Genomic DNA, 24,071 nt, shown 5'->3' on the forward strand with positions numbered 1-24,071 from the left:
GCACGGCCTCGCCCTTCAACGAGAACGGAACCAGGAGACGAAGCGGTCGAGCCCGACCTCGAACGGGGTCGAGGGGTCGTAGCCGAGTTCGCCACGGGCGCGGGAGATGTCGGCGAAGGTCTGGCGGACGTCCCCCGGTTGCTCGGGTTGCCGGTCGATGACCGGCTCCTTGCCGAGTGCCCGGCCGAGGACGGCGATCATCTCCCGCAGCTCGATCGGCTCGGAATGGCCGAGATTGTAGATGTGGTAGCCCTTGCATCGTTCCGCGGCCCGGACGACCCCATCGACGATGTCCCCGACGTAGGTATAGTCGCGCCGGGTCGTGCCGTCGCCGAACATCGGGATCGGCCGGCCCTGTTCGATCAGGTTGGCGAACTTGGCGATGGCCAGATCCGGCCGGTTCCGAGGGCCATAGGCCGTGAAGAAGCGGAGCCCGGTCACGGGCAGGCCGTAGAGGTGGTGGAAGGTGTGGGCGATCAGCTCGCAGGCCTTCTTGGTGGCCGCGTAGGGGCTGATGGGATGGTCCACCCGGTCGTCCTCTCGGAAGGGGGCATCGGGGCGGTCGCCGTAGACGCTGGAGCTGGACGCGAAGACGAACCGGGGCATGGGGTCGAGCCGCCGGGCGGCGTCGAGGAGCGTGGTCGTGGCCGAGACGTTCACCTCCGTGTATCGCAGCGGATGCTCGATGCTCGGCCGGACCCCGGCTCGGGCCGCGAGGTGGACGATCGCCGCCGGCCGCGTCTCCAGGACGAGCCGGGTGGCGGCGTCGAAATCGCAGAGGTCCAGCTCGACCAGGCGGAAGCCGGGGTGCGACCGGGCACGCTCGAGGTTCCGTCGCTTGATCCGGGGGGCATAGAACGAATCGAAGTTGTCGACCCCAACGACCTCGACTCCCTCGTCGAGCATGCGGTCGACTAGATGCGAGCCGATGAATCCGGCCGCGCCGGTGACGAGCATTCGGGACATCAGCGTCATGATCCTACATGATTGCTCACTTAAGCTTGGCCGTCGTGCCCCACTCAGGGCGAGCCGACGACGAGCTCCCAATGAAGATACCCGTCGCGGCGATCGAGCACAAATCGCCGGCCGTTCCCGGCCGCGGAACCCTGGATTTCCGCCACACGGCGCCCCGAGTGGTCGAGGGCGTAGACCGTCGCCGAGTCGCCTCGGGACCAGGTGATCGAGGCCCGCATCGGCTCCACCCGCAGCGGGGGCCGACCGGGGTTCGCGACCTCTCGCCTCCAGGAGTCGACCCAGGTCAGATCCGTGGGTTGCACCCGAGCCACCGCCGTGATCAGGAATCGATCGGCCTCGGCGATCGCCTCGCCGGAAACGGTCGAGGCCACGACGGCCCCGACCGGCTCCTCCGACCGGATCGAGAGCCCGTCGCGCGACGCGGCAGCCCCCTGGAGCACGCCGGCCACCCCGATCGTGTGGGCGGACTCGATCGTGAACCGACCGATGCGGCGGTCCCAGTTGCCGGGGAGCGCCGAGGCGTCTGCCCCGGTCGTCCCCCGGAGCAAGAGGGCCGCGGCGTGGGGAAACAGGGCGAAGACCTGGGGGTTGCCGTTGACGATGGCGGGCAGGACGAAGACATCCTGCCCCCCTCCGGTGCCGGACGCGGCCGATCCCCAGGGGTCCGGGAGCCGGCCGACCGCCCGGCGAACCAATGCATCCCACCCCCCGGCCCGGGCGAGGCCGCTGGCCAGGAGCAGGTCGGGGCCCTCGAACGGGAGGGCCCAGGCACCTTCGGTGTACGAGGCATATTGACCGACCACGTAGGGCCGGTCGCGATCGAGCTTGGCGGTCGCCTGAGGGGTGAGCTCGTCGGTCGGGCGCCGGATCATCGAGCGCAGCTCGGGGGCGGCGAACCGAGGGGGTTGCCAGAACAGGCGGTCCTCGATCAGGTCGAGGCCCTCGGCCCGCTGGGCCGCGGCGAATTCGGGCTCGCGGCGGAAGTGGGAGGCCCCGGCGATGGGCACCCGAAGGCCCATCGCCCGGAGATCGCCGGCCAGGCTCGACCACTGGGCCGCCTCGGTCGCCTGCCAGAACGGCCGGCCCGCGCGTCGATCGGCCCGGGACCGTTCGCGGAGCGCCTCCGACTGGGTCGGGGGCAGGGCGTCCGGGTCCTCGATCAGGTTGAACAGCGACAACTCCCCGGCGATCGTGACCCAGGCGAGGACCGGGTCGTCTCGCAGCGCCAGCCCGGTCTCGGGGTTGATGCGGGTCAGCAGCGCCTCGGCCAGGCGTCGCGTGCGATCCCTAAGGTCCGGGTCGAAGGCCGCCGCGGGGCCGCCGCCGGGGGGGAGGGCTCGGCCCTGGGAGACGGGGTCGCCAGACCGGAACCGGGCCTGGCTTTGCAGGGTGATCGCCACGTAGATCCCGCGTTCCTTGAACGCGGCGATGGAGCGATCGAAGTCGGCCAGGGCGAGCGGGTCGAGCGATTGGGTTTCGTTGGCGGCGTCGTCGATCAGGCTACCGCCGGGGCCGAAGGGGGCGTCGAGGTCGCAGAGATTGACCAGATTCACGCCCGACCGGGCCAGGCGATCGGCCAGCGCCTCGATCTGGTCGGGGGAGGTGAAGGGTAAGGGGGGCAGGAGCGAGACGCCGAAGAATCGGGCCGGGGTGCCGTCCTCGAACCGCAGGTGACCCCGATCGGCGGTGACGAATCCGTGGGAGCCGGCGGGAGCCTCAAGTATGTTGGAGAAGTCGAGCGCGGAGCCTGGCTCGATCGCCTCCGCCGCGGCATAGGGGGGCCATGAGTCCCCCGCGCCCTCGACCTGAAACGGGGTCCAGGTGCGGGCCCCCAGCAGGCCGCCCTCGCCGATGACCTCGACCTCATCGACCAGGAGGGTGCCCTGGCGGTCGACCTTGGCCAGTTGCAGGACCGCGCGGACGGCGGCGGCGGGGACCGGGACGACCGAGCGATCGACCCGCCAGGGGAACGAGCCGGACCACCGGACGGCCCGGGCACCCGAGGCCGCGCCGGGCAGGGGGCGGCCGTCGTCGCCGAGGAAGAAGACCACGGCCTGGGCCCCCCCGGAGCCGCGAAGCCCGTTGCCTCGTGCTTTCAAGGAGATGGCCAGGCGGTCGAGCCCTCGGACCGGCAGGCCGATCGGCGCCAGGGCCAGGTCGCCGGTCGTCGAGAGCTCGATGGCCGACTCGGAGCGGTCGCCCGGGTGGACCCGGCGGGCGTTGCCCTCGATCACCCAGTGATCCGGCGTCAGGCCGCCCAGTTCGAAGCCGGGATTGACGATCAGGTTCGTCGTCGACTCGCCCCCGACCGGTTCCTGGGCGATGGTCAGGCCGTCGATCTCGAGGGTCCCCGTGCCCCCGAGCAGGCCGACGGTCATGATGGCGTCTCGCGTGGCGCTGGGGACGGGGACGCGGGTCACCCAGCGGACCCAGCGGCCCTCGGGGAGGTCGTCCCAGGGACCGAGGAACCCTCGGGAGGTCGATCGGAGGTTCTCGTCGAGCAGGTCGATCAGGAGGGCCGGCTCCTCGCCGACCCGCTCGCCCGGCAGGATCCGGTCGCCGACGCGACGGACCCAGACGCCGACGATCAATGCGTCCGTCTGCCGCCCGTCGACGCCGAAACCCCGGCTGATCCGGGACGGCCGGGAGGGCTCATCGGCCTCGAATCGGAGCAAGGTCGGGCCGACGATCCCCCCTTCGGGGACCAGGGTCGCGTCCCGGAGGTTGTACCACCCGTCGGGGGTGCCGTCGCCGTCGGTGTCCTCCTCGAAATCGATGAGGGGAGGGGGGCCGGGTCGGACGATCAGGCCCTCCGCATCCTGGGCGGGCGACACCCGTGGGGCGAGCATCGCGCACGCGACTAGGAGGAGCCGGACAACTACCTGGAATCGTCGAATGAGAATGTGCTCTCGGGCGGGATTCATGGATCGGCTCACGGGACGTTCGGCTCCGGGTCTTCGCCCCGGGAGCGCCGTTCGGCGGCCTCGCGCTGGGCTCGACCGGTCATCGGCACGAAGAGGGTGGGTCGGATCGCGTCTCCCACCAGCTTGCCGTCGACCTTGTCGAAGACGTAGACCTTCTGGTCGAACCGGGAGCCGATCGGGATGACGATGCGTCCCCCCTCCTTGAGTTGCTCGACCAACGGCGGCGGGATCGACTCTGGGGCGCAGGTGACGATGATCTTGTCGAACGGGGCCGCCTCGGGCCAGCCGAGGTAGCCGTCGCCGTGGCGGGTGTGGATGTTGTCGTATCCGAGTTCCTCGATGACCTTCGCCGCCTGCGTCGCCAGCGGTTCGTGGATCTCGACCGAGTAGACCTCGGCCACGAGCTGCCCGAGGATCGCCGCCTGGTAGCCCGACCCGGTGCCGACCTCGTAGACGACGTCGGTCGGTTCCGGCTTCAGGACGTCGGTCATGAAGGCCACGTCGAACGAGGCGGTGATGGTCTGGCCCTCGCCGATCGGGATCGACTCGTCTTCATACGCGAGCCGTTGATACGCCTCGGGCACGAACTCGTGCCGGGGGACGGTGCGGAAGGCGTCGAGCACGCGCTCATCCTTGATCCCTCGCCCGTCCAGATGCCGCTCGACCATCCGGGCCCGCGCCGGGGCGAAGGGGTCCTCACGAGGCTCCGGCTCGTCGGCCAGAGACGGGCCGAGAGGGCAGAACAACAGGCCGAGCAGGATCGCCAGTGGGATCGAGGGCAAATGCAATCGCATGGACGTTCTCCGCAAGCGGTGGCCGTCGCCGAGGGCTGATTGAAGGGAGGCGAAACGGGGGCGTTGCGTGCCGGCCAACCGTGGCCCCGAGGCCGGAATATGGATCACTCTACCCGGTTTGGGAACATCCGTGAAGCGGTCGTTGGGGACCGTTCCCCCGACGTTGAGTGACGCCGGGACGAGGGAAGGCATGGTGGCCCGGGTCATGGGAACCGAGGGATCGAAACATCAATGATTCGGGAAAATCAGACGCGGTCGCGTCTTGATGCTTGTCGCGGTCTGGCGGGCCTGGCAGAGTGTTCCAATTGCATGAGTGATCGGTGGTCGTCAAGGTGGATTCCTCGGTCGGATCGAGACGCCCTCGGGCGGACGGTAGGCGTTTTGCTTATCAAGGACCATCCACGCTCGGATTACAAGTGGCTGAACCGAGGGCAGCAATGACTCGTCGAAACGCGATCAGGATGATGGGTGGGCTTGGATTCTCTTCCATGGGGAGTCCATTCTGTTCCGCCCAGATTCAAGGTGAGGGGTTTCGCAACAAGGTAGCGCTTCCAATCGCGCCCCCTCGCAAACTGTCGGAAGGTGCGATCGGACGGCGGAGGTGGTATGACGTGGCGATCAGCCCGGACGGTACCTTCATCGCGGCCGTTGGAGAAGACTCGACTCAAACACAAGAAGCCTTGGTGTGGCTTTGGGACGCGGAGAGCGGACTTGGATTGCGGACGTTTTCGGGTTTCAAGGCACCGATCATGGCTGTTGCATTCGGGCCGGAGGGGAGAAGAATCGCCGCGGGAGGGATTGCCCGATGGAGGGAGGTTGATCGGGGGCTCGGGGTGACGAGTGTCGCTGAGGATGGGTCAGTTATGGTTTGGGATGTGCAATCCCGGCATGAGATTCTTCACCTTTCCCAGTCCATCAGGCCGATGCGAGCGGGGGTCGCGGTCGGCCGAGAGGTCGTAAGCATCATCGACGAAGAATATGGATGTCGATTCTCGCGTCTGGAAGATGCTCAGACCATCTTCGAGATGACCGCCCCGAGTGGCTCTCAGAAATGGGGAGGGATTTCGTTACTTCGCCGTGTTTCCTTCAGCAGAGACGCGGCGAAGGCCGTAGTCATTGCCCGTGGAGCCCCGCGAGGAATGAGCGATCTTCTTATCTATGATTTGAAATCCAGGCGACCTCGCGTTCATCGGATTGGGGCAGCAGCCTGTGTTGCCCTCAGTCCAGACGGCTCGCGATTCGTGACTGCGGGCCGAAGCGGAACATTGGTTCTGCATGATTTCGAGACTCTCGATGGTGTCCGAACATTTGACGGCTTGGCCAGACCCCTGCCCCTGATGATGGAGTTCAGCCCCGACGGGCGGCACGTCGCTTCAGGCGATGACTCGGGCCTGGTCCACGTTTGGTCAGTGAGGACGGGACAAACGATCCTGACGGTTCAGGGGCCGGGAATGTCGACACGAGCGCTGACTTTCCTTCCCGAAGGACGATTGCGCGTCGTCTCCGGGGGCATTGATCCGGGTGACGATCGTGACCCGGACACTGGCCTCAGGCTCCGAGAACCGCTCATGGTCTGGGAGGCTGATTTGGAGCAGAAGCGATAAGGTGACCTCCTGCATTACCATCTCGTTCCTCTCTGGGTGGTTTCTCGAGATTTGCTGATTCCTCCAATCGAATCCAATGCCCCTCCGTCTCATGCATGTAACCCACGCATGCTACCTCGACGACGCCAGCGGCGCGGCGGTCGCGAGCAGGGGCACGATGGGGGCATTGGCGCAGCGGGGGTTCCGGGACGAGGTGCTCTGTGGGGCAGTGCTCGACCAGGACCGCGAGGTTGATCCGGCGCATTGGCTCATGAGGCGGGGAATCGCGTTCGGGACGAGGGGAGGGGGGAGCTGGTCGATCGACGCGAGGGGGGGCCGGGCGGGGGAGCCGTGGCATTTCCGGCTGGAAGACCGGGGGGTGCCGGTGACGATGCATCGGAGCCCTTCGACGCGGCTGCATGCGCCCGGGGAGGAGGAGCGGCGGGAGTTCCTCCGCCTCTTTGAAACGGTCGCCGATCGGTTCAGGCCGGACGTGATGGTGACCTACGGCGGGGGACGGCTCGGGCCCGAACTGTTGGCGAGGGCCAAGGCCCGGGGGAGCGCCACCGTCTTCGCGCTGCACAATCTCCGGTACGATCGGCCCGAGGTGTTCGGCCATGCCGATCGGCCGATCGCCCCCTCCCGGTTCGCGGCGGAGCATTATCGGGGGGTGCTCGGTCGGGAGATCGAGGTCCTGCCGAACCTGGTCGATTGGGAGCGGGTGCGGGTCGAGCGGCCCGAGCCGAGGTATGTCACGTTCGTGAACCCGTCGGTCGAGAAGGGGGTGTATGCCTTTGCCCGGATCGCCGACGAGCTGGGTCGGCGTCGGCCGGACATCCCCTTGCTGGTCGTCGAGGCGCGCGGGACCGAGGCCGACCTGGCCGCGTGCGGGCTCGACCTGCGGCGGCTCGGGACGGTCTCGCTGATGGCGAACACGCCCGACCCGAGGCGCTTCTGGCGGGTCGCTCGGATCTGCCTGATGCCCTCGACCGTGGCGGAGACCCAGGGCCTGGCCGCCGTCGAGGCGATGATCAACGGCATTCCCGTGGTCGCTTCCGATCGCGGGGCCTTGCCGGAGACGCTGGGAGCGGCCGGGGTCGTCCTGCCGTTGCCGGGACGCTTGACCGCATCGGCAAGGACCTTGCCGGATGCCTCGGAGGTCGCTCCCTGGGTTGAGGCGGTGATTCGGCTCTGGGATGATCGGGAGGCGTTCGAGGCCCAGCGGCGCCGGGCGTTGGCCGAGGCCCGGCGTTGGTCGAGGGAAGTCCTGGGACCGCGTTGGGAACGATTCGTCCGCGAGGCCGGGGCGGTCAGGACAGGATCGAGGTGAGCACCTGGCCGTGGACGTCGGTCAGGCGGCGGTCGAGGCCGTTGTGGTAGTAGGTGAGCCTCGTGTGGTCGAAGCCGAGCAGGTGGAGGACGGTGGCGTAGAAGTCCCAGACGGTGACCGGATCGACCTCGGCGCGGCGGCCGAAGGGGTCGGTCGCGCCGTGGCTGGAGCCGCCCCGGACGCCGGGGCCCATCATCCAGCAGGTGAAGCCGTCGGGGTTGTGGTCGCGGCCGGTCGTGCCCTGTTGATGGGTGGGCATGCGGCCGAACTCGGTCGTCCAGAGGACGAGGGTCTCGTCGAGCAGCCCTCGGGCCTTCAGGTCGGAGATCAAGGCGGCGGTCGGCTGGTCGAAGACGGGGACGTGGCGTTCGTAGTCGGGCTTGAGGGTCCGGTGGGCGTCCCAGTTCAAGAGTCCATCGACCCCCGAGGCGCGGCTGGCGCAGTAGAGGTTGACGCATCGGACGCCGCGTTCGAGCATGCGGCGGGCGAGCAGGCAGTTGCGGGCGTAGGCGGCCTTGAGCGGGTTCGGGTCGTCGGTGCCGTAGAGGCGGTGGATCGAGGTCGGTTCGGAGCCGAGGTCGGTGACTTCGGGGGCCGAGACCTGCATCCGGCCGGCCAGTTCGTAGGCGGCGATCCGGGCGCGCAGTTCCTCGTCGCCGGGGCGGGCGTCGGCGTGGCGGGCGTTGAGCGTGTCGAGGAAATCGAGCGTGTCGGCCTCGGCCTCGGCGGAGATGGATTCGGGGCGTTCGAGGTTGCGGATCGGCTGGTGATCGGCCAGGACGATGGCCTGATGCCGGGCCGGGAGGAAGCCGTTCGACCAGTTCGCCTTGCCGTTGGGCGGCTCGCCGCGGACGTCGGGCAGGGCGACGTATGCAGGCAGATCCTCGTTCTCCCGGCCGAGCGCGTAGCTGAGCCAGGCCCCGGTGGCGGGGAACCCCTCGGTGTCGTGCCCGGTGTTCATGAAGACGCAACCGGGGCCGTGGGTGTTCGTCTTCGAGGTCATCGAGTGGACGAAGGCGATGTCGTCGACGTGTTTGCCCAGGTGCGGCAACATCGACGAGATCATCTTGCCGTCCTCTCCCCGGGGGACGAACGGCCAGGGGCTGCGCATCAGGTTGCCGTTCTTGCCCTGGAAGGAGAGGAAGTCTTCCTCGCCGGGGAGCGGGGTGCCGTGGCGGCGGTCCAGCTCGGGCTTGTGTTCCCAGAGGTCGAGGTGGGAGACGCCCCCCGGGCAGAAGACCTGAAGAACGCGCTTCGCCCTGGCCGGGAAATGGGTCATCCCCTGGCCGGGGACCCAGGACGGGGGAGCGTCGGCGTCGTTCGACCGGGCCGAGGGGCGGGCCGGGAGATCCTGGGCCAGCAACCCGGCCAGCCCGATCCCGGCCAGGCCGCTGAACGAGTTTCCGAGGAACCCGCGACGCGAGAGGACGCGGCCGAGCAGCGAGCGGGCGCTCGCGTCGTCGCTGGGGAGGGGCATGGCGGCGACTCCTTCTTTCGGATCGAGGGGCGATCTCGGTCCCTTCGCGTCGATCGATCGTGGTGGCGTCGATCATAACCGTTCTGGACGCGGACCGCACGAGGGATGCTCCGGTGCTCACGCTTGGCAAGTGAGTTGCTGTCTTCATCGGGGAGAGGCCCGGCGTCTGCGGCCGTCGACACGGTCGGACGCCCGGCGACTCGTCAATCGACGGGGAGGAGCCCTCGGTCATCGAGGCCGACTCCCCGGGAGCCGAGGGACACCCGATGCGCAGCCGAGCCAACTTCAAGACGCACCCGATCCATCCCATGCTGATCCCGTTCCCGATCGCCTTCATCGTCGGGGCGTTCGCGTTCGACCTGGCCGGCCTGCTCGGGGGCGGGACGGCCTGGTGGACGACCGGGGGGTTCCTCAACATCGGGGCGTTGATCACCGGGCCGCTGGCCGGACTCTTCGGCTTCATCGATTACCTGTACACGGTGCCCCCGCGCAGCTCGGCCAAGAAGCGGGCCACGAACCACGGTGTGATCAATGTGGCTGCATTGGCGGTCCTGGGATCTGCGTGGTTCTTCCGCGATGGGAGCACCTGGGAGCCGGGTTGGGCGGCGGTGGGGCTGGAGACGGCCGCCGTCGGGCTCGTGATGTGGGGCGGCTGGCTGGGCGGGACGCTCTCGTTCCGGAACCAGATCGGCGTGGATCACCGCTACGCGAACGCGGGCAAGTGGGCCGAGATCAGCGTCGACCCGAAGCCGGGCCAGGCGGTGACGGTGGCGAAGTCCGACGAGCTGGAGGTCGATCAGATGAAGCTGATCCGGCTCCCCGATGGCAAGCGCCTGGTGCTGGCCAGGGCCGAGTCGGGCTATGCCGTCTTCGACGACCGCTGCCCGCACAAGGGGGGATCGCTCGCCGGGGGCCTGATGACCTGCGGGACCGTGACATGCCCCTGGCACGGCTCGCAATTCTCGGTGACGGACGGGGCGGTCAAGGCAGGCCCCGCCCACTCGCCGATCGGGACCTACCGCGTGGAGCAATCGGACGGCGAGGTCCGGTTGATGCTCTGATCGTGCGAAAAGAGAGCGATCCGGAATTATCGACCGCCACGCGGGGCTGCAGCATCGAGCCACTCGGCGGCGTTCTGATGGAGGATCTGCGCCTTCAGGGCGTCGTCGGGGGCGAGGACCTCGATCTTGGCCAGGGCCGGGTCGGGGTACTGGAAGGGCATCCCGGTGCCGAACATCAGGCGATCGGGGCCGAGGTTGGCGATCAGCGTCTCGACCTCGTCGTTCAAATGGACGTTGAGCAGCGAGATCTCGATCCGGTAGTTCTCGGGCAGTCCGTTCTCCGGCTGCCCGAGGACCGAACCGGCGAACCCCCGTCCATTGACGAAGTGGAATCGCGCCCGGGGGCGGGCCGCGACGACGTCGGCCAGCTCGGAGACGGGCACGTTGGGGACGTCGACCAGCCAGCTCCGCTGGCGAGGGTCCTCGACGCGCATGGGGATCGAGATGATCATGCCATCATCGGTCGCCCGGTCGATCAGGTCGAGGCAAGGTTCCGACATGAGATCATAATTATGCCATTTCGGGTAGAGGCGAAGGCCCCGGAAGCCGAGGTCGAGGCACGCCTCCAGGTCGTCGGCCCAGCCGGCATAGGAAGGGTTGATGACCGCGAACGGGATGAAGCGGTCGGGGTGGGGGCCGATCTCGGCGATGAGCTCGGCGTTGGCGGGCTGGGGGTTGCGGTAGGTGATCGCGGCGGCACCGGAGACGACGGCGCGGTCGATCCCCCGGGAATCCATCAGCCCGAGCAACTCGCCGGCCGTCCGATGGCGGAGGTGGCGGAAGGCGAAGGGGCCGAGATAGGCGTTGACGTCGATGATCATGATGCTCGCCGTTTCAGGAGGGCTAGCATGTTCGTGCCGAGGATGCGTGCCTTGGCCTCGTCGTCGAGTCTGGCCGCCCGGATGCGGCCGATGCCGGCGGTCATCGACATGTCGCAGCCGAAGAGGAGCCGATCAACGCCGAGCACCTCCGCGGCCAGTTCGACGACGCCGTCGTCGATGACGCTCCCGCTCAGGTCGAGCATGACGTTCGGCGCGTGACGCAGGGCCTTGATCGTCCATTCCCAGTCGCCTCCGCCGCAAACATGCGCGCAGATGAGCATTGCTTCGGGGTAACGCCGGGCCAGGTCGGCAAGGTGGCCCCCGTCGGAGATCAGGGGTTGCTCCGGGGGTACGAAGTGCATGTGGCCGGCGTGGTGCAGGATCGGGACGCGAAGCTCGATGGCCAGTTCGACGATCGGGAAGACGACCGGGTCGGTGCATCGGTGTTCGTTGTAGAGCTTCACCCCCATGAAGCCGCGGCCCTCGACGCAGCGTCGGATCTCGTCGAGCGCCTCGGCCTGGTGCCCCGGATTGACGTAACAGTATCCGAGCACGCGATCGGGGTGGCGGCTCATCGCCTCGGCCACCCAGGCATTGCACCGGCGGAAGCCCTCGGGGTCCGCCGGTCGCCGAGGGGTCAGCATCGAGCAGCAGAGCCGGTCGATCCCGAGCCGGTCGGCGACCTCGATCAGGTCGCGATCCCGCCGTTCCCAGTCGGGCTGGCCGTGGTGGTGGAGGTGTCCATGACAGTCGATCACGATGTTCGCATGTTTCGAGGGGTCGCCCGCAGCCGCCCGGGGGGCGGCGATCTGCGAGGCGCCGACGACTGCGGCGGCCGAGGACTGCAAGAGCGTCCTTCGGGTGATCGGCGGGATCGTGCGATCGTCGGGCGGCATCGGCTCGTCCTGAATGTTCGCGTCCCGGGCTGTCCCGCGGCCCCGGCTTCTCGCCCGGTCGCCGCGAGGGAAGCCGAGGGGGCAGGCAGACGCGCGAACAAGAGAATATGGATTAATCGACGTAGATCAATTCGTTCGTGTTGATCAGGGCGCGGCAGAACGCGTCGAGTCCGTGGCGCCCGATCAATGCCAGAGACGCGGATCGCTCGGCGTCGCCCGGCTCTCGGGAGAAGGCGAGGGCGAAGGCCCGGTCCACCTGAGCAGTCGGGTCATCCCCCGCGTCCCGGCGGAGGCGGCTTGCCAGCGCCGCGGCCATGTCGAGCGTGAAGCGGTGGTTGAGCAGCGTGAGGGCCTGGAGCGGAGTCGTCGTGGCGTCGCGACTCGGGGCGGCGGAGGCGGGGTCGGGACAGTCGAAATCGGTGAGCACATCCACCCGCATCGCCCGGGCGTTCTGGTGATAGACGGCCCGGCGGTAGGTCTCGGGGCCGGGGTCATCGAGCGGGACGTACGTGGCGACATTGTCCTGGATGTAGCGGTACAGGCGGAAGCCGGGGCCACCCATCGCGGGGTCGAGCACGCCGGCAATCTGGAGGGTGGCATCGCGGATCTCCTCCCCGGAGAGCCGGCGGGCGGGGAACCGCCAGAGCAGGCGGGAGTCGCCATCGAGGGCAGCGGCCTCGGGGCGATACGCCGAGGATTGCTGATAGGCCTGCGAGGTCATGATCAGCCGGTGCATCGGCTTCAGCCGCCAGCCTTCGTCGAGGAGGCGGCGGGCCAGCCAGTCGAGCAGCTCGGGGTGGGTCGGACGACCGCCCATCACCCCGAAGTCGCTCGGGGTGTCGACGATGCCCGTCCCGAAGTGATAATGCCAGAGGCGGTTGGCGAGCACCCGGGGGGTGAGCGGGTTGTCCTCGGCCACGATCCAGCGGGCGAGGGCCAGCCGGCGATCGGCCTCGGGGGCGTCGAGGGCCATCGAGAAGCTCGAATTGAGCCCCGACAGCGCGGACAGGCCGCCGGCGGGGACCGGGTCGCCCCGGCGCTGGGGATCGCCCCCGATCAGGAGATAGGCCGGCTCGTCGGGCTGCCGGAACGAGCCGATCCACCAGTTCGGCAGCGGCTCGATGGCCGCGAGCGCGGCGTTCGCCCCGTCCCGCTGGCGAGCCAGCGTCGCCAGTTGGGCAAGGTCGTCGGGGGTGGCCTCGCGGTCGAAGAGGCGCTTCTGGCGGTGGCTCTCGTTGACCGGGAGCCGGTCGTGTGAATCGGCGACCTCGATCCACGAATCGCCGTCCGGGGACACTTCGATGCGATACTCGCTGGCGAAGGTCGCCTCGCCCAGGCCCGCGGCGGCCCCGGCCCTGTCGCTGCTGAACCAGACCCGGTCGATGGTCTCGGGGTCGGCCAGCCGGATCGTCAGGGTCGTGCCGCCGGCGATCCATCGGGAGCCGAAGCGGCCGTCGATGGTCAGGTCGGCGCTGTAGGCGTCGGCGAAATCCTCGGCGACGCGACTGGGGCCGTCCGCCTGCCCACCGTTGGCGGCGAGGGCCACGTTGCGGGGCGTCTCGTCAGCCGTCCAGACCTCGAATTCTTCCAGGCGGCAGCCGACCGATTGATCCGGGTCGGTGTCGAGCCCCTCGATGACGAGGCGGACGAAGCGGGCCTCGACCGGCCCGAATCGCTCCTCGGTCCCGGTCCGGGAGGCGGCGGGTCGGCTCCAGGTGGCCTCGACCTCGGCGGCGTCCCCTTCGGCCCGCGACCGGATGGACTCGCGGAGCGTGGCGATCTCGGCATTGAGGCGGTCGCGCTCGGCGATCAAGGGGGCGCGGCGTTCGGCGTCGAGCCGTCGCTGCTCTTCCGTGGCGACGACCCTTCCCCCGTGGTGGACCCCGGCGACCGCGGCGGAGAAGGCGTAATAATCGCGCTGGAGGATGGGGTCGAACTTGTGGTCGTGGCAGCGGGCGCAGCCGATCGTCAGGCCGAGGAACGACTCGCCGGTCGCCCGGATCATGTCATCCAGGGCATTGGCCCGGATCTGGGCGGCCTGGACCGGGTCCTGATTGCCGACATCGTCATACGGGCCGCAGACGAGGAACGCCGTGCCGATCTCGCTGCCGGGGTCGCCCGGCCCGATGAGGTCGCCGGCGAGGTGCCCGAGGGCCAGGCGGTCGAACGGCGCGTCCTCATTGAAGGAAGTGATGATGGCATCGCGGAACGGCCACACGTTATTGATCAAGACATTGCGCTCGTATCCGTTGCTCTCGCCGAAGCGGACGACGTCGAGCCAGTGGCGGCCCCATCGCTCGCCGTAGTGGGGAGACGCGAGGAGCCGATCGATCAGCCGTTCGAACGCGTCGGGGGCCTCGTCCTCGACGAAGGCCCGGACCTCCTCGGGGGTCGGCGGCAGGCCGAGCAGATCGAAGGTGGCGCGACGGATCAAGGTCCGCCGATCGGCCGGGGGAGAGGGGGATAGCCCCGCTTCAGCGAGTTTGGCGGAGAGGAACCGGTCGATCGGGTGGGTTTGCCAGGCCCCGGGGATGGTCGGCGAGTCGGGCGGTTCGACCGTACGGATCGGGCGAAACGACCACCAGGTCGAGGCGGCATCGGGCGAGAGCACGACCTCCGCGGGCCAGTCGGCCCCCCCGGCGATCCATCGGCGGAGGGTGTCGACCTGCTCGGGGGCGAGCGGGTCCCCCTTGATCGGCATCCGGGGGCGTTCCCCCCCGGCCCCGGGGGTGACGAGGGTGATCAGGTCGCTCGCGTCGGGGTCGTCCCGGACGAGATAGGCGAGGTCGATCAGATCCGCGCTCGTGGTCAGGTCGATCCCGCCCTTGCGATTCTCGGGCGTGTGACAGCCCAGGCAATGCTGTTCGAAGATCGGCGCGACGTCTCGCGAGAAGTCGATCGGCGGCGTGGCCTGATCCTCGGCAGCGGAGACCGAGGTCATCATCAGTAGCAGCATCAGCGGCAGGGCTGCCCAGCCCCAGCGGGTGGTCGACGAGGCGGCTGTGGGCATCGGATCGTTCCTCTGCGGTCAAGGGCCGGCCGATCGGAGGAGGGCCGTCGCATCACGGGGTCGCCGGCGATTCGGGGCTGGGCGGCGGGAGCCAGTCGAGCACGAGCAGGAGGGGGCGGTGATCCGAGGCCTCGGGGGCGTCGAGCGCGCGGACCTCGACGATCGACCAGCGATCGGCAGGAGCGACGAACAGGTGGTCGAACGCGGCCCGAGGGGCATCGGCCGGGACCGTGGGCAGCGGCCTGAGGCTGGCCGGCGTCCATCGTGAGCCGAGCGTCTGCACGGTCGGGCTCGCGGGGCTCGCGTTCAAATCACCCGCGAGGATCGTCGGCAGGGCGTCAGGGCTCTCGGCCAGGGTCGCGAGCCAGTCGGCGGACGCGAGGCGGTTGCGATCGTCCTGCCGGTGATCGAACTGGGTGCTGATGATCCGGATCGCTGGGCCGCCGTCCGACAACGAGACGGTCGCGCTCAGGGCACCGCGCGGCTCGCCCCCCGAGGGAGCGGGGAGCGGGTGGTTCTCATGATCGGTGATCGGACGGCGAGACAGGACCGCGTTGCCGAACGAGCCGCCGAGGAACGCGAAGTTCTCGCCGAAGGCATGCTCCATGCCCAGCCGGCCGGCGAGCAGTCGCGCCTGGTCGATCCGGCCGGTCCGGGCCATGCCGCGATCGACTTCCTGCAGCGCGATCAGGTCGGGCTGCGCGGCCTCGATCGCCGCGGTGATGCGGTTGAGGTCGATCCGGGCGTCGATCCCCTCGCCGTGATTCATGTTGTAGCTGAGCACGCGAAGCCGGATCGGTTCTTCGGCCTGGACCGAGAGGGGCCCGCAGAACGACCCCAAAACCAGGGCGGTCGCGACCCAAAACCAGGACCGAGTCATTGATTCGAACACGAGGAGCCTCCGGGCAATCGAGTGGAGAAGGTCGATGATCCCGGACTCCCGAGGCCCCGTCAAGGTTCGAGGAGTGTTCGGCGCCTGGAGCGTGGCCCAGGCGGCGCCTGGACCACGGCCCAGGCGGGGAGTCATCCCGTCAATCGAGCCGACCGGCGGCCGTGAGTGACTTGATGGCTGCGACCGCGAGCCGATCGACGGCCTCGTTCTCCGGGTGCCCGCGGTGCCCGCGCACGTGCTCGACGCGGACCTCGTGGGCGGCCACGAGTTCATCGATCCGACGCCAGAGGTCCTCGTTGCTGACCGGCTTGAGCTGGCCCCGTTCCTTGCGCTTCCAGCCGTTGCGCTTCCAGTTCGGCATCCACTCGGTGATGCCCTTGGCGACGTACTGGCTGTCGGTCACGAGGGTCACGGAGCATCGGCGTTGCAGGCTCTCCAGCCCTCGGATGGCCCCCATCAACTCCATCCGGTTGTTGGTGGTGCGGGGCTCGGCCCCCGAATCGCACCGAACGGTCCCGCTGGCGGGATGACGGACCAGGAACCCCCAGCCGCCGGGGCCGGGATTGCCGCTGCAGGCCCCATCGGTGAACAGCTCGACGAGATCGTCGGGGGCCTCGGGGCTGGCCGCATCGGGATCGAGCGACGTGGTGACCAGATCATCCGAGGAGATCGCGAAGGGGACCATCCGTTTCCTCAACGCCGGACCAGAACGAAGGACGCGAGCGGACCGGGCAGCAGGGCGCGGTCATGCTCAGGCACGCCAGGGACCCGAGCATAACCAGGAGACCACGACGCGGACAGGCGAATCCCGACGCCTCCGCGTCGAGGTCCGCGCAGCGGGAGGGCGGGCGGGGTCAGTACTTGCGGACCACGCCGACGAGGACCCCGAGGATGTCCACCTTGGTCCGGTAGATCGGCTTCATGCTGCTGTTGGCCGGTTCGAGGCGGACGCGGTTTTTCTCCTTGTAGAGTCGCTTGAGGGTCGCCTCGCCGTCGTCGTCCCGGACGGCGACGATCTGGCCGTCCCGGGCCGTCTCGGCCTTCTTGATGATGACGTAGTCGCCGTCGGCGATGTGCTCCTCGATCATCGACTCGCCGGTCACGCGGAGGGCGAACTTGTCGTCGGTCCCTTCCCAGTCTTCGAAGTCGACGACCTCGTCGGCCTGCTCGATGGCCTCGATCGGGGCACCGGCGGCAATCCGACCAAGTAAGGGAACACCACCGCCACCGACGGCCCGGGGGGCGGTCGCCGATTCCTGGAGCAACTGAATGGCCCGAGACATGTTCGGTTCCCGGGAGATCAGGCCTTTCTTCTGGAGCGCCTTCAGGTGGCACATGACCCCGTTCGGGCTCTTGATCTCGAAGGCTTCGCCGATTTCCCGGACGGTCGGGCCGTAGCCCCGGCCGTGGATTTTGCTGCGGATAAAATCGTAAATCTCGCGCTGACGGGGTGTCAGAGAATCGAGATCGGCCATCGCTTATGCCTCCACTCGCGAAAAGGGGCGCATCCTGCCTGGGTCGCCGGGGCCGGTCGGACCGTCCTTAGCGTTGCGCCCGCGAGTGAGTCGCGGCAGTCACGGCAAGCGTGGGGCAGCAACCACGACACGGACGATCACCAACTGACCCTTTGAATGGCAAGTGTACAATGGTCGTCTAGCGCACGCGAGAACATTTTCCCGATTTTTTCGACACGGCGGTCCCGAGAACCCCTGGCGTCGCCGCCGAACATGAGTCAGGATCATAGCAGCACGACGGTTCGATTCGGCTTCCAGGCCTTCTCGGAGTTGGATGTTCATCATGGCCGAGCCAAACGTTCGCGTCCTGGCGATCCACGCCCACCCGGACGACATCGAATTTCAGTGCGCTGGCACGCTTGCCCTGCTCGGGAAGGCGGGATGTCATCTGACCCTGGCGACGATGACGCCGGGCGATTGCGGCTCGGTCGAGCATGATGCCGAGGCGATTGCCGCCATCCGGCGCCGGGAGGCGAAGGAGGCGGCCGAACTCGTCGGGGCCTCGTATCACTGCCTCGAATTCCGCGACCTCTCCATCTTCAACGACGACCTCTCCCGGCGGCGGGTCGTCGAGTTCCTCCGGAAGGTCCGGCCCGACCTGATCCTCACCGCCCCCCCGGCCGATTACCTGGCCGACCACGAGGCGACGCACCTCCTGGTTCGCGATGCCTGCTTCATCGCCCCGATCCCCAACTACGCGACCCGCCAGTGGGAGCCGGCCCCCGCGCTCGACCGCATCCCCCACCTCTACCTGGTCGACCCCCTCGAGGGCAAGGATCGGGACGGGAACCCCGTCCCCCCGCACTTCTCGGTCGACGTGACCGAGTCCTGGGACCTGAAGCGCCGGATGCTCGAATGCCACGCCAGCCAGCGAAACTGGCTCATGCGTCAGCACGGCATTGATGAGTACATGAGCATTCAGGAGGAATGGTCGTCTCACCGGGGGGAGGAGATCGGCGTGGCCCATGCCGAGGGGTTCCGCCAGTACACCGGCCATCCGTACCCCCGGTCGAATCTCCTCCTCGAGTTGATCGGCCAGGACGGCCGAGGGGCGTCCTCGGCGGGTGGCTGATTCCGCCGACGTTCGGTTTGGGATCTCCTGCAGCTCGCGGCGTGAGGGCTCGAGGGATGATGGGGGCGTGGGTTCTCCTCGGCGTCATGACGCTGTGGGCCTCGCAGGAGCCGGCAACCCCGACCGATCGGGCCGACTTCGAGGAGGTCGTGCGCCGATCGCCCGTGATCCTCCCGACCGATCCCGGGGTGTCGAGCGTCGCGTTCCGGGTTGGCCTCGCGTTGCCGAGCGGGGCGATCACCATGCGAGGGGCCTTCCGGAAACCCGACGGGGTCGTGCTGGTGGTCTTCGACGACTTCGACCAGACGCCGATCGCCTGGTCCGATGGCCGATCGGTGACGGTCTACGACCCGGTCGGCAGTCGCCTCGTGCTGGGTTCGACCGCCGGAGTGGCGGTGCGGATGCTGCAAGTGGACGATCAAGGGACGTTCGATGTGTTCCTCGCCGCGACCCCCGAGGACCACAGGGCCCGGCTCGACGAACAGGGCGGGGCGTTCCTCTTCGACCTGCGATCGATCGTCGAGGCCGACCGCCGCGACCAACCGCAGGCCGAGCGGGCCGCGGGCGGATCGCTCCGGACCCGGATCCTCGCCCCTTCCGGCCGGCAGATGACCGTGACGATCGACGAGGTGGGAGACGCAACCCGATGGGCCGCCGAGTCCGCCCCCGGTCCCGACGGCTCGGCCCTGTCCCTGGCGGTCCTGGTGAATGGCCCTCCGGATGATCGGCTGTTCGAGCGCTCGGGCCAGCGCCCTCTGATCGCGGGCCTCCCGGTGGTCGAGCTGGTGGATGCCGTGCAGCCCGGCGGTCGTGCGCCGGCCGATCGGCTCGTGCCGATCACGGAGCTGGACCGGGTCGTGCTCCGGGTGGTCCAGGCTCGGGCGGCGATCCGGCAGGTCAGGGATCGCGACCCGCTGACCCCGATCATCGGCGACCTGGGCACCCAGGGGGGGCTGCGTCTGCTGCAGGATCAACGTGCCTCGGCCGGGCTCCGAGCGTTCTGGGGGCTCTCGGCCGGTCGCGTCCTCGACCCGTGAGGCTGGCTCAGCCTCGTCGGCGTCCTCCCTTCGCCTCGGGGGCGGCGGTCCACGGGTCGTCGGGCCAGGAATGGCGGGGGTATCGGTTCCGGAGATCCTTACGGACCTGGTGATAGGTCGTCGTCCAGAAGCTCCGGAGATCGTCGGTGACCTGGACCGGTCGGTAATTCGGGCCGAGCAGGTGGAGCAGCACCGGCACCCTGCCGCGAGCGAGTCGCGGCGTCTCGGCGAGCCCGAACAGCTCCTGAAGGCGGACGGCGAGGACCGGGGGGCCTTCGGATTCGTAGTGGAGGCGGTGTCGGCTGCCGCTCGGCACGGGCAAGGCGTCGGGGGCCTCGGTGTCGAGCAGGCGGAGCTGATCCGCCGTGAGACGGCCCTGGAGTAGCGGGACGATCGCCGATCGGCGCACCTCCTCCTCCGAGCGTTTGCCCAGGCAGGCGAAGTGGAGGACCTCGGCAAGGGCCTCGTCATCCATCTCCGGGAGATCGACTTCGGGCATCGCTCGGCGGAGGAAGGCGAGGCGGTCGAGCCATCGGGCCGCCGACTCGTCCGCGCGGACGATGGCCTCGGCCCGCGGGGCGAGCGCCTCGGCCAGGGCCTCGGCTGCCCGATCGGGGTCGATCGATCCGGTCGGGGCTTCCCGGAGGATCAGGTCGTGGTAGCTGACGGTCGCCAGGCCGACGACTCGGCCGGAGGAAGGATCGAACCGGACGACCTCGGAGCGTCGGGAGGCGTCGGGGAAGTCCTCCCGGAGCCAGTCGGCCTCGATCGCGCTGGCGATCCGGACCCGGAGCTCCAGCGGGCCGGAGCCCCGGCGGTCGTCCCGGGCGTCGAGCGCCAGGAACAGCTCGGCCTCCCTCACGGCCGACTCCGGGTCAAGCCGGAGGCCCCGACCGCCGACCATCAGGCCCCTCGCGTCGCCCGCGACCCGGCGGCGGGCGACCCGGTCGGGATAGGCGAGCAGCAGCGATCGCAACACCGCGGACTCGGGGTCGCTCGTCGCCCGGCCGGCGTCCTGCCCGACCACCCGGCGAGCCGAGCGGATGAGGTCGTCTCGCACTCGGGCGATCGTTCGCGCGGCCCTCGGATCGACCCGGGGGTCGATCCGCCTCCGATCGAAGGCGTTCCGCTCCGCCTCGGCCAGCAGATCGATCCGGACGAGCAGATCGGATCGAGCGTGGACCTCGGGGGATCGGGCCCCTCGATCGGGGGCGTGGCGCGGCACGAGCAGATCTTTCTCCGAGAGCAAGGCCGCCGCGGTCGCCCCGAGTTCGAGCGCCCCTCGCTCTCCGGAGGCGAGGATCAGTCGGGCCAGGCGGGGATGGACCGGGATCGCGAGCATCGCCTCGCCGAGCGGCGTGATCCGGCCCGTCCCCGGGTCGATCGCCCCGAGCTGCCCGAGCAACGCCTCGGCCGCCGCGAGGCGGTCGGGGTCGGGGGCCTCGAACCAGGAGAAGGCGCCGAGGTCGGTCGCTCCCCAGGCGTGGAGCGTCAGCACCGCCGCGGAGAGATCGACGCGGCGGACCTCGGGGGGGGCGAACGGGGGCATCCCCCTCGTCTCGCGGTCGGCCCAGAGCCGGACGCAACGGCCGGGGGCGGTCCGCCCGGCCCGCCCGGCCCGCTGGTCGGCCGAGGCTCGACTGATCCGGGTCAGCTCCAGGCGGTCGAGCCCGCGAGCCGGATCGAGCGAGGCCTGGCGCGCCAGGCCGCCGTCGATGACCGTCCGGACCCCCTCGATCGTCAGCGAGGTCTCCGCGATGTTCGTCGCCAGGACGACCTTGCGACGGGGGCTCGGGGCCAGGGCGCGATCCTGCTCGGCCGCCGAGAGGGCGCCGTGGAGCGGCAAGACCTCGATGCCGAGGCGATCGGCCGCCGGGGCGAGCGCCTGAGTCGTGCGGCGAATCTCCTCGGCTCCGGGAAGGAAGACGAGGATGTCGCCCGGGTCTTCGGGATCATTGAGCACCTCCAGGACGGTCTTCGAAACGCGGTCGGGCAGGGGGGTGCCGTCCGACGCTCGATAGGCCATCGTCACCGGGAACGTCCGTCCTTCGACCGACAGGATCGGGGCGTCGAGGAATCGGGAGACCGGCTCGGCGTCGAGCGTGGCCGACATGACGACCAGGATCAGGTCGTCGCGGAGGGCGTCGCGGACCTCTCGGAGCAGGGCCACGGCCAGGTCCGTATGGAGGCTCCGCTCGTGGAACTCGTCGAGCACGACCGCGCCGACGCCTTCGAGGCCCGGGTCGTCGAGCATCTGGCGGGTCAGGACCCCTTCGGTCACCACCCGGAGGCGAGTCCGGGGCCCGATCCGACGATCGAATCGGACGAGGTAGCCCACCTCGTCGCCGAGCGTACCGCCCCGTTCCTGGGCGATCCGGGCGGCCGAGGCCCGGGCGGCCACCCGCCTCGGCTGCAGGACCATCAGGTTGGGATGGCCCGGATCCAGCAAGCCGGAGTCGAGCAGGGCAGGGGGGACCCGGGTCGTCTTGCCCGCGCCGGGCTCGGCGACCAGCACGAGCGACCGATGCCGCCCGATCGCGTCGAGAATCTCGGGGAGTCGCGGGTCGATCGGCAGGGGACGCATCAAGGGGAGGGTTCGGTGGGGACGATGGGCAAGGCAAGGGGCCGCCCGATCACTCGGCTTCGAGCGCCTCGATCAGGCGTTTCAGGCCCTCGTCGTGCGGCTGGATAGCGAGCGACCGTCGGTAGGTTTCCAGCGCCAGATCGGGGCGGCCGAGCCTCAAGTAGCACTGGCCGAGTCCGCCGAGCGCCCCGAAGTGATAGGGGTTGAGTTCGAGCGCGCGATTGCAGTCGGCGGCGCTCTCGACGAATTCCCCGAGCACGAACGAGGCGATGGCCCGCTGGTTGTAGGCCTCGGCGAAGTCGGGGGCCTCGTCGATCAACCGGGTCGCCTGGCGCCGGGCCTCCCGGGTCAGTCCGCGGTTGTTCAACTCGACGACGAGGCGGAGGGTCGCGTTCTGCTCGTCGGTCCCGCCTCGGAACCAGACGGACCAGAGCGCCTGCACGGCCAGTTGCCTGACGACCGGGTCCTCGTCGGCCAGGGTCGGGCCGAGCACGCGGTTGGAGTCGAAACCGCCGATCAGGCCGAGCGCCGAGACGGCCCCCCGACGCGCCCGGACATCGGGCGACGACACCAGGCGCCGGAGGGTCGCCTCGGAGTAGCGTGCCTCGACACGATCCTGGAATGCGTCGAGATCGCCGTCGCGGTCGAACTGCTCGTAGTAGAACGCGAGCAGCGGCTGCCGGCCAGGCTCATTCATGGACAGGGAGGCCTGATCGGGCCGAGGGGCGAACCCCGGGCCGATCGAGGAGGCGATCAGGGCCATCGTGATCAGCAGGACCCGGGGCGGGGCCATCGGGCGACCGATCCGATCGACAGCAGACGCGAGGGGGATCACGAGGGGCTCCGTCACGAGTTTCGGGGCCGGGCCCTTCAACCATCGTGACTGAGTCTAGCAAGCGGGCCCGCCCGGTCCAAGTCCCGGGACAGGACGAAGGGGGTGGGGGCCCCTCGGCACACTCCGTGCGCCTCCCCCACCCCCTTACCGAAGCGCGACGACACCCCTCCCCAAAGGTGTCGCCACCGATGCGTCTCGCCGGCCAGAGCCGACGATTCCCGGAGCGGCGAACCGCTTCAGGGTCGGGGGCAACCAATGTCCCCGGCGACAGAACCCTAGTCCGCCGCTCATCGCTGTCAATTCGGCCGGCCGGAATCGCTCGGAATTTCCTCATCCAGCCCGATGTCGAGCGACGGGGCCGAGTGGGTGAGGGCGCCGACGCTGATCCGATCGACCCCGGTTCGCGCGACCTCGGCGACCGATCGCAGGTCGATCCCCCCGGAGGCTTCGAGCAATACCTCGGGCGCCGAGGCGTCGCGCCTGCGGACGGCTTCGGCCAGATCGGCGATGGCGAAATTGTCGAGCAGGACGATGTCGGGCCGACAGGACAGGGCCCGATCGAGCTGTCCGAGCGTGTCGACCTCCACCTCGACCACGGTGCCGGGAGGGGCGAGTCGCCGGGCCGAGGCGATCGATCGGCCGATCGGATCGCCCGAGGAGGCGAGCCAGGCGAGGTGATTGTCCTTGATCAGGACCGCGTCGAAGAGCCCGATCCGGTGGTTCACCCCGCCCCCGCACCGCACGGCGTACTTCTCCAGGAGTCGCCAACCGGGGGTCGTCTTCCGGGTATCCAGGATGGCCGCGCGTGTCCCTTCAACCGCCGACACGAAGCGATGCGTCTGCGAGGCGACCCCGGAGAGCCGTTGAAGGAAATTCAAGGCCGTGCGTTCCATCGAGAGGATGGCCCGCATCGGTCCGGAGACCCGGGCGAGGAGGGTCCCCGGGGCGATCGGGTCGCCGTCGGCTCGCTCCGCGACGAAGCCTTGCTCCAGGCCGAAGTGCCCGGCAATCAGGGCCACGACCGGCAATCCGGCGAGGATGCCCGGCTGCCGGGCCACGAACCGCGCCGAGCCGGTCGCGTCGGCGGGGATCGTGGCCTCGGCCGTGAGGTCGCCGCGCCGGCCCAGGTCTTCCGCGAGGGCCAGCGCGATCAGGGCATCGGCATTCTCGAGTTCCGCCGGGCCGAAGCCGCCGGGCGAGTTCTGGACGCTCATGCTCATGGAGGGTTTACTCGTCAGGAAATCGCGTCGCGGGGCGACGGGGCAT

The 24,071-nt window shown here is 69.3% G+C and carries 18 protein-coding genes; 5 read left to right on the forward strand and 13 right to left on the reverse strand.

Features of this window, described 5'->3' with window-relative positions; translation table 11 throughout:
* Positions 1-15 precede the first annotated feature (15 nt).
* The 3 genes from AB1L88_RS01660 to AB1L88_RS01670 form a co-directional block, all read right to left on the reverse strand.
* The gene (locus tag AB1L88_RS01660) at positions 16-966 is read right to left on the reverse strand and encodes a GDP-mannose 4,6-dehydratase (protein WP_367094884.1); all 951 of its coding nucleotides are present in this window, start codon (positions 964-966) and stop codon (positions 16-18) included.
* Between the two features lie 53 nt (positions 967-1,019).
* Complete coding sequence (locus AB1L88_RS01665; protein WP_367094885.1) at positions 1,020-3,824, reverse strand: hypothetical protein; 2,805 nt, start codon at positions 3,822-3,824, stop codon at positions 1,020-1,022.
* A gap of 83 nt (positions 3,825-3,907) precedes the next feature.
* Complete coding sequence (locus AB1L88_RS01670; protein ID WP_367094886.1) at positions 3,908-4,693, reverse strand: protein-L-isoaspartate(D-aspartate) O-methyltransferase; 786 nt, start codon at positions 4,691-4,693, stop codon at positions 3,908-3,910.
* Positions 4,694-5,181: 488 nt separating this feature from the next.
* On the opposite strand from AB1L88_RS01670, the gene AB1L88_RS01675 reads away from it, so the two are divergent.
* Both AB1L88_RS01675 and AB1L88_RS01680 read left to right on the forward strand, forming a co-directional pair.
* Positions 5,182-6,297 (forward strand): hypothetical protein, encoded by a 1,116-nt coding sequence (locus AB1L88_RS01675; protein WP_367095046.1) that lies wholly within the window; start codon positions 5,182-5,184, stop codon positions 6,295-6,297.
* A 91-nt stretch (positions 6,298-6,388) separates the two neighbouring features.
* Positions 6,389-7,606 (forward strand): glycosyltransferase, encoded by a 1,218-nt coding sequence (locus tag AB1L88_RS01680; RefSeq protein WP_367094887.1) that lies wholly within the window; start codon positions 6,389-6,391, stop codon positions 7,604-7,606.
* On the opposite strand, the gene AB1L88_RS01685 is transcribed toward AB1L88_RS01680, so the two are convergent.
* A complete protein-coding gene (locus AB1L88_RS01685; RefSeq protein WP_367094888.1) occupies positions 7,587-9,083 on the reverse strand; it encodes a DUF1501 domain-containing protein in 1,497 nt (498 codons plus the stop codon). The two genes, AB1L88_RS01680 and AB1L88_RS01685, sit on opposite strands and share 20 nt — an antisense overlap.
* Positions 9,084-9,349: 266 nt before the next feature.
* On the opposite strand from AB1L88_RS01685, the gene AB1L88_RS01690 reads away from it, so the two are divergent.
* The gene (locus AB1L88_RS01690; protein ID WP_367094889.1) at positions 9,350-10,144 is read left to right on the forward strand and encodes a DUF2231 domain-containing protein; all 795 of its coding nucleotides are present in this window, start codon (positions 9,350-9,352) and stop codon (positions 10,142-10,144) included.
* Positions 10,145-10,170: 26 nt separating this feature from the next.
* Here the strand turns inward: AB1L88_RS01690 and AB1L88_RS01695 are convergent, their stop codons facing one another.
* The 6 genes from AB1L88_RS01695 to lexA form a co-directional block, all read right to left on the reverse strand.
* A complete protein-coding gene (locus AB1L88_RS01695; protein ID WP_367094890.1) occupies positions 10,171-10,965 on the reverse strand; it encodes an amidohydrolase family protein in 795 nt (264 codons plus the stop codon).
* Positions 10,962-11,861 (reverse strand): amidohydrolase family protein, encoded by a 900-nt coding sequence (locus tag AB1L88_RS01700; RefSeq protein ID WP_367094891.1) that lies wholly within the window; start codon positions 11,859-11,861, stop codon positions 10,962-10,964. Before AB1L88_RS01700 ends, AB1L88_RS01695 begins: the two co-directional genes overlap by 4 nt.
* A 112-nt stretch (positions 11,862-11,973) precedes the next feature.
* Positions 11,974-14,871, reverse strand: a complete 2,898-nt coding sequence (locus AB1L88_RS01705; RefSeq protein WP_367094892.1) for a DUF1553 domain-containing protein — start codon at positions 14,869-14,871, stop codon at positions 11,974-11,976.
* Between the two features lie 52 nt (positions 14,872-14,923).
* Positions 14,924-15,751, reverse strand: coding sequence for an endonuclease/exonuclease/phosphatase family protein (locus AB1L88_RS01710; protein ID WP_367094893.1), 828 nt, complete (start codon positions 15,749-15,751; stop codon positions 14,924-14,926).
* A 151-nt stretch (positions 15,752-15,902) separates the two neighbouring features.
* The gene (gene rnhA, locus AB1L88_RS01715; protein WP_367094894.1) at positions 15,903-16,448 is read right to left on the reverse strand and encodes a ribonuclease HI; all 546 of its coding nucleotides are present in this window, start codon (positions 16,446-16,448) and stop codon (positions 15,903-15,905) included.
* 169 nt (positions 16,449-16,617) lie between these two features.
* Positions 16,618-17,238 carry a transcriptional repressor LexA gene (gene lexA / locus AB1L88_RS01720; protein ID WP_367094895.1) on the reverse strand — a complete coding sequence of 207 codons (621 nt, stop codon included), beginning with the start codon at positions 17,236-17,238 and terminating at the stop codon, positions 16,618-16,620.
* 322 nt (positions 17,239-17,560) lie between these two features.
* On the opposite strand from lexA, the gene AB1L88_RS01725 reads away from it, so the two are divergent.
* Both AB1L88_RS01725 and AB1L88_RS01730 read left to right on the forward strand, forming a co-directional pair.
* Positions 17,561-18,349: a PIG-L family deacetylase gene (locus tag AB1L88_RS01725; protein ID WP_367094896.1), complete on the forward strand. Its 789-nt coding sequence runs from the start codon at positions 17,561-17,563 to the stop codon at positions 18,347-18,349.
* Positions 18,350-18,405: 56 nt separating this feature from the next.
* Positions 18,406-19,386 (forward strand): hypothetical protein, encoded by a 981-nt coding sequence (locus AB1L88_RS01730; RefSeq protein WP_367094897.1) that lies wholly within the window; start codon positions 18,406-18,408, stop codon positions 19,384-19,386.
* A gap of 7 nt (positions 19,387-19,393) precedes the next feature.
* On the opposite strand, the gene hrpB is transcribed toward AB1L88_RS01730, so the two are convergent.
* The 3 genes from hrpB to nadC form a co-directional block, all read right to left on the reverse strand.
* Complete coding sequence (gene hrpB / locus AB1L88_RS01735; protein WP_367094898.1) at positions 19,394-21,970, reverse strand: ATP-dependent helicase HrpB; 2,577 nt, start codon at positions 21,968-21,970, stop codon at positions 19,394-19,396.
* Between the two features lie 49 nt (positions 21,971-22,019).
* Positions 22,020-22,763, reverse strand: coding sequence for a tetratricopeptide repeat protein (locus AB1L88_RS01740; protein ID WP_367094899.1), 744 nt, complete (start codon positions 22,761-22,763; stop codon positions 22,020-22,022).
* Positions 22,764-23,101: 338 nt separating this feature from the next.
* On the reverse strand, positions 23,102-24,019 hold the full coding sequence (gene nadC / locus AB1L88_RS01745; RefSeq protein WP_367095047.1) for a carboxylating nicotinate-nucleotide diphosphorylase: 918 nt from the start codon (positions 24,017-24,019) through the stop codon (positions 23,102-23,104).
* Between the last annotated feature and the right edge of the window lie 52 nt (positions 24,020-24,071).

The sequence above is a fragment of the Tautonia sp. JC769 genome (assembly GCF_040717455.1).
Lineage (GTDB): Bacteria > Planctomycetota > Planctomycetia > Isosphaerales > Isosphaeraceae > Tautonia.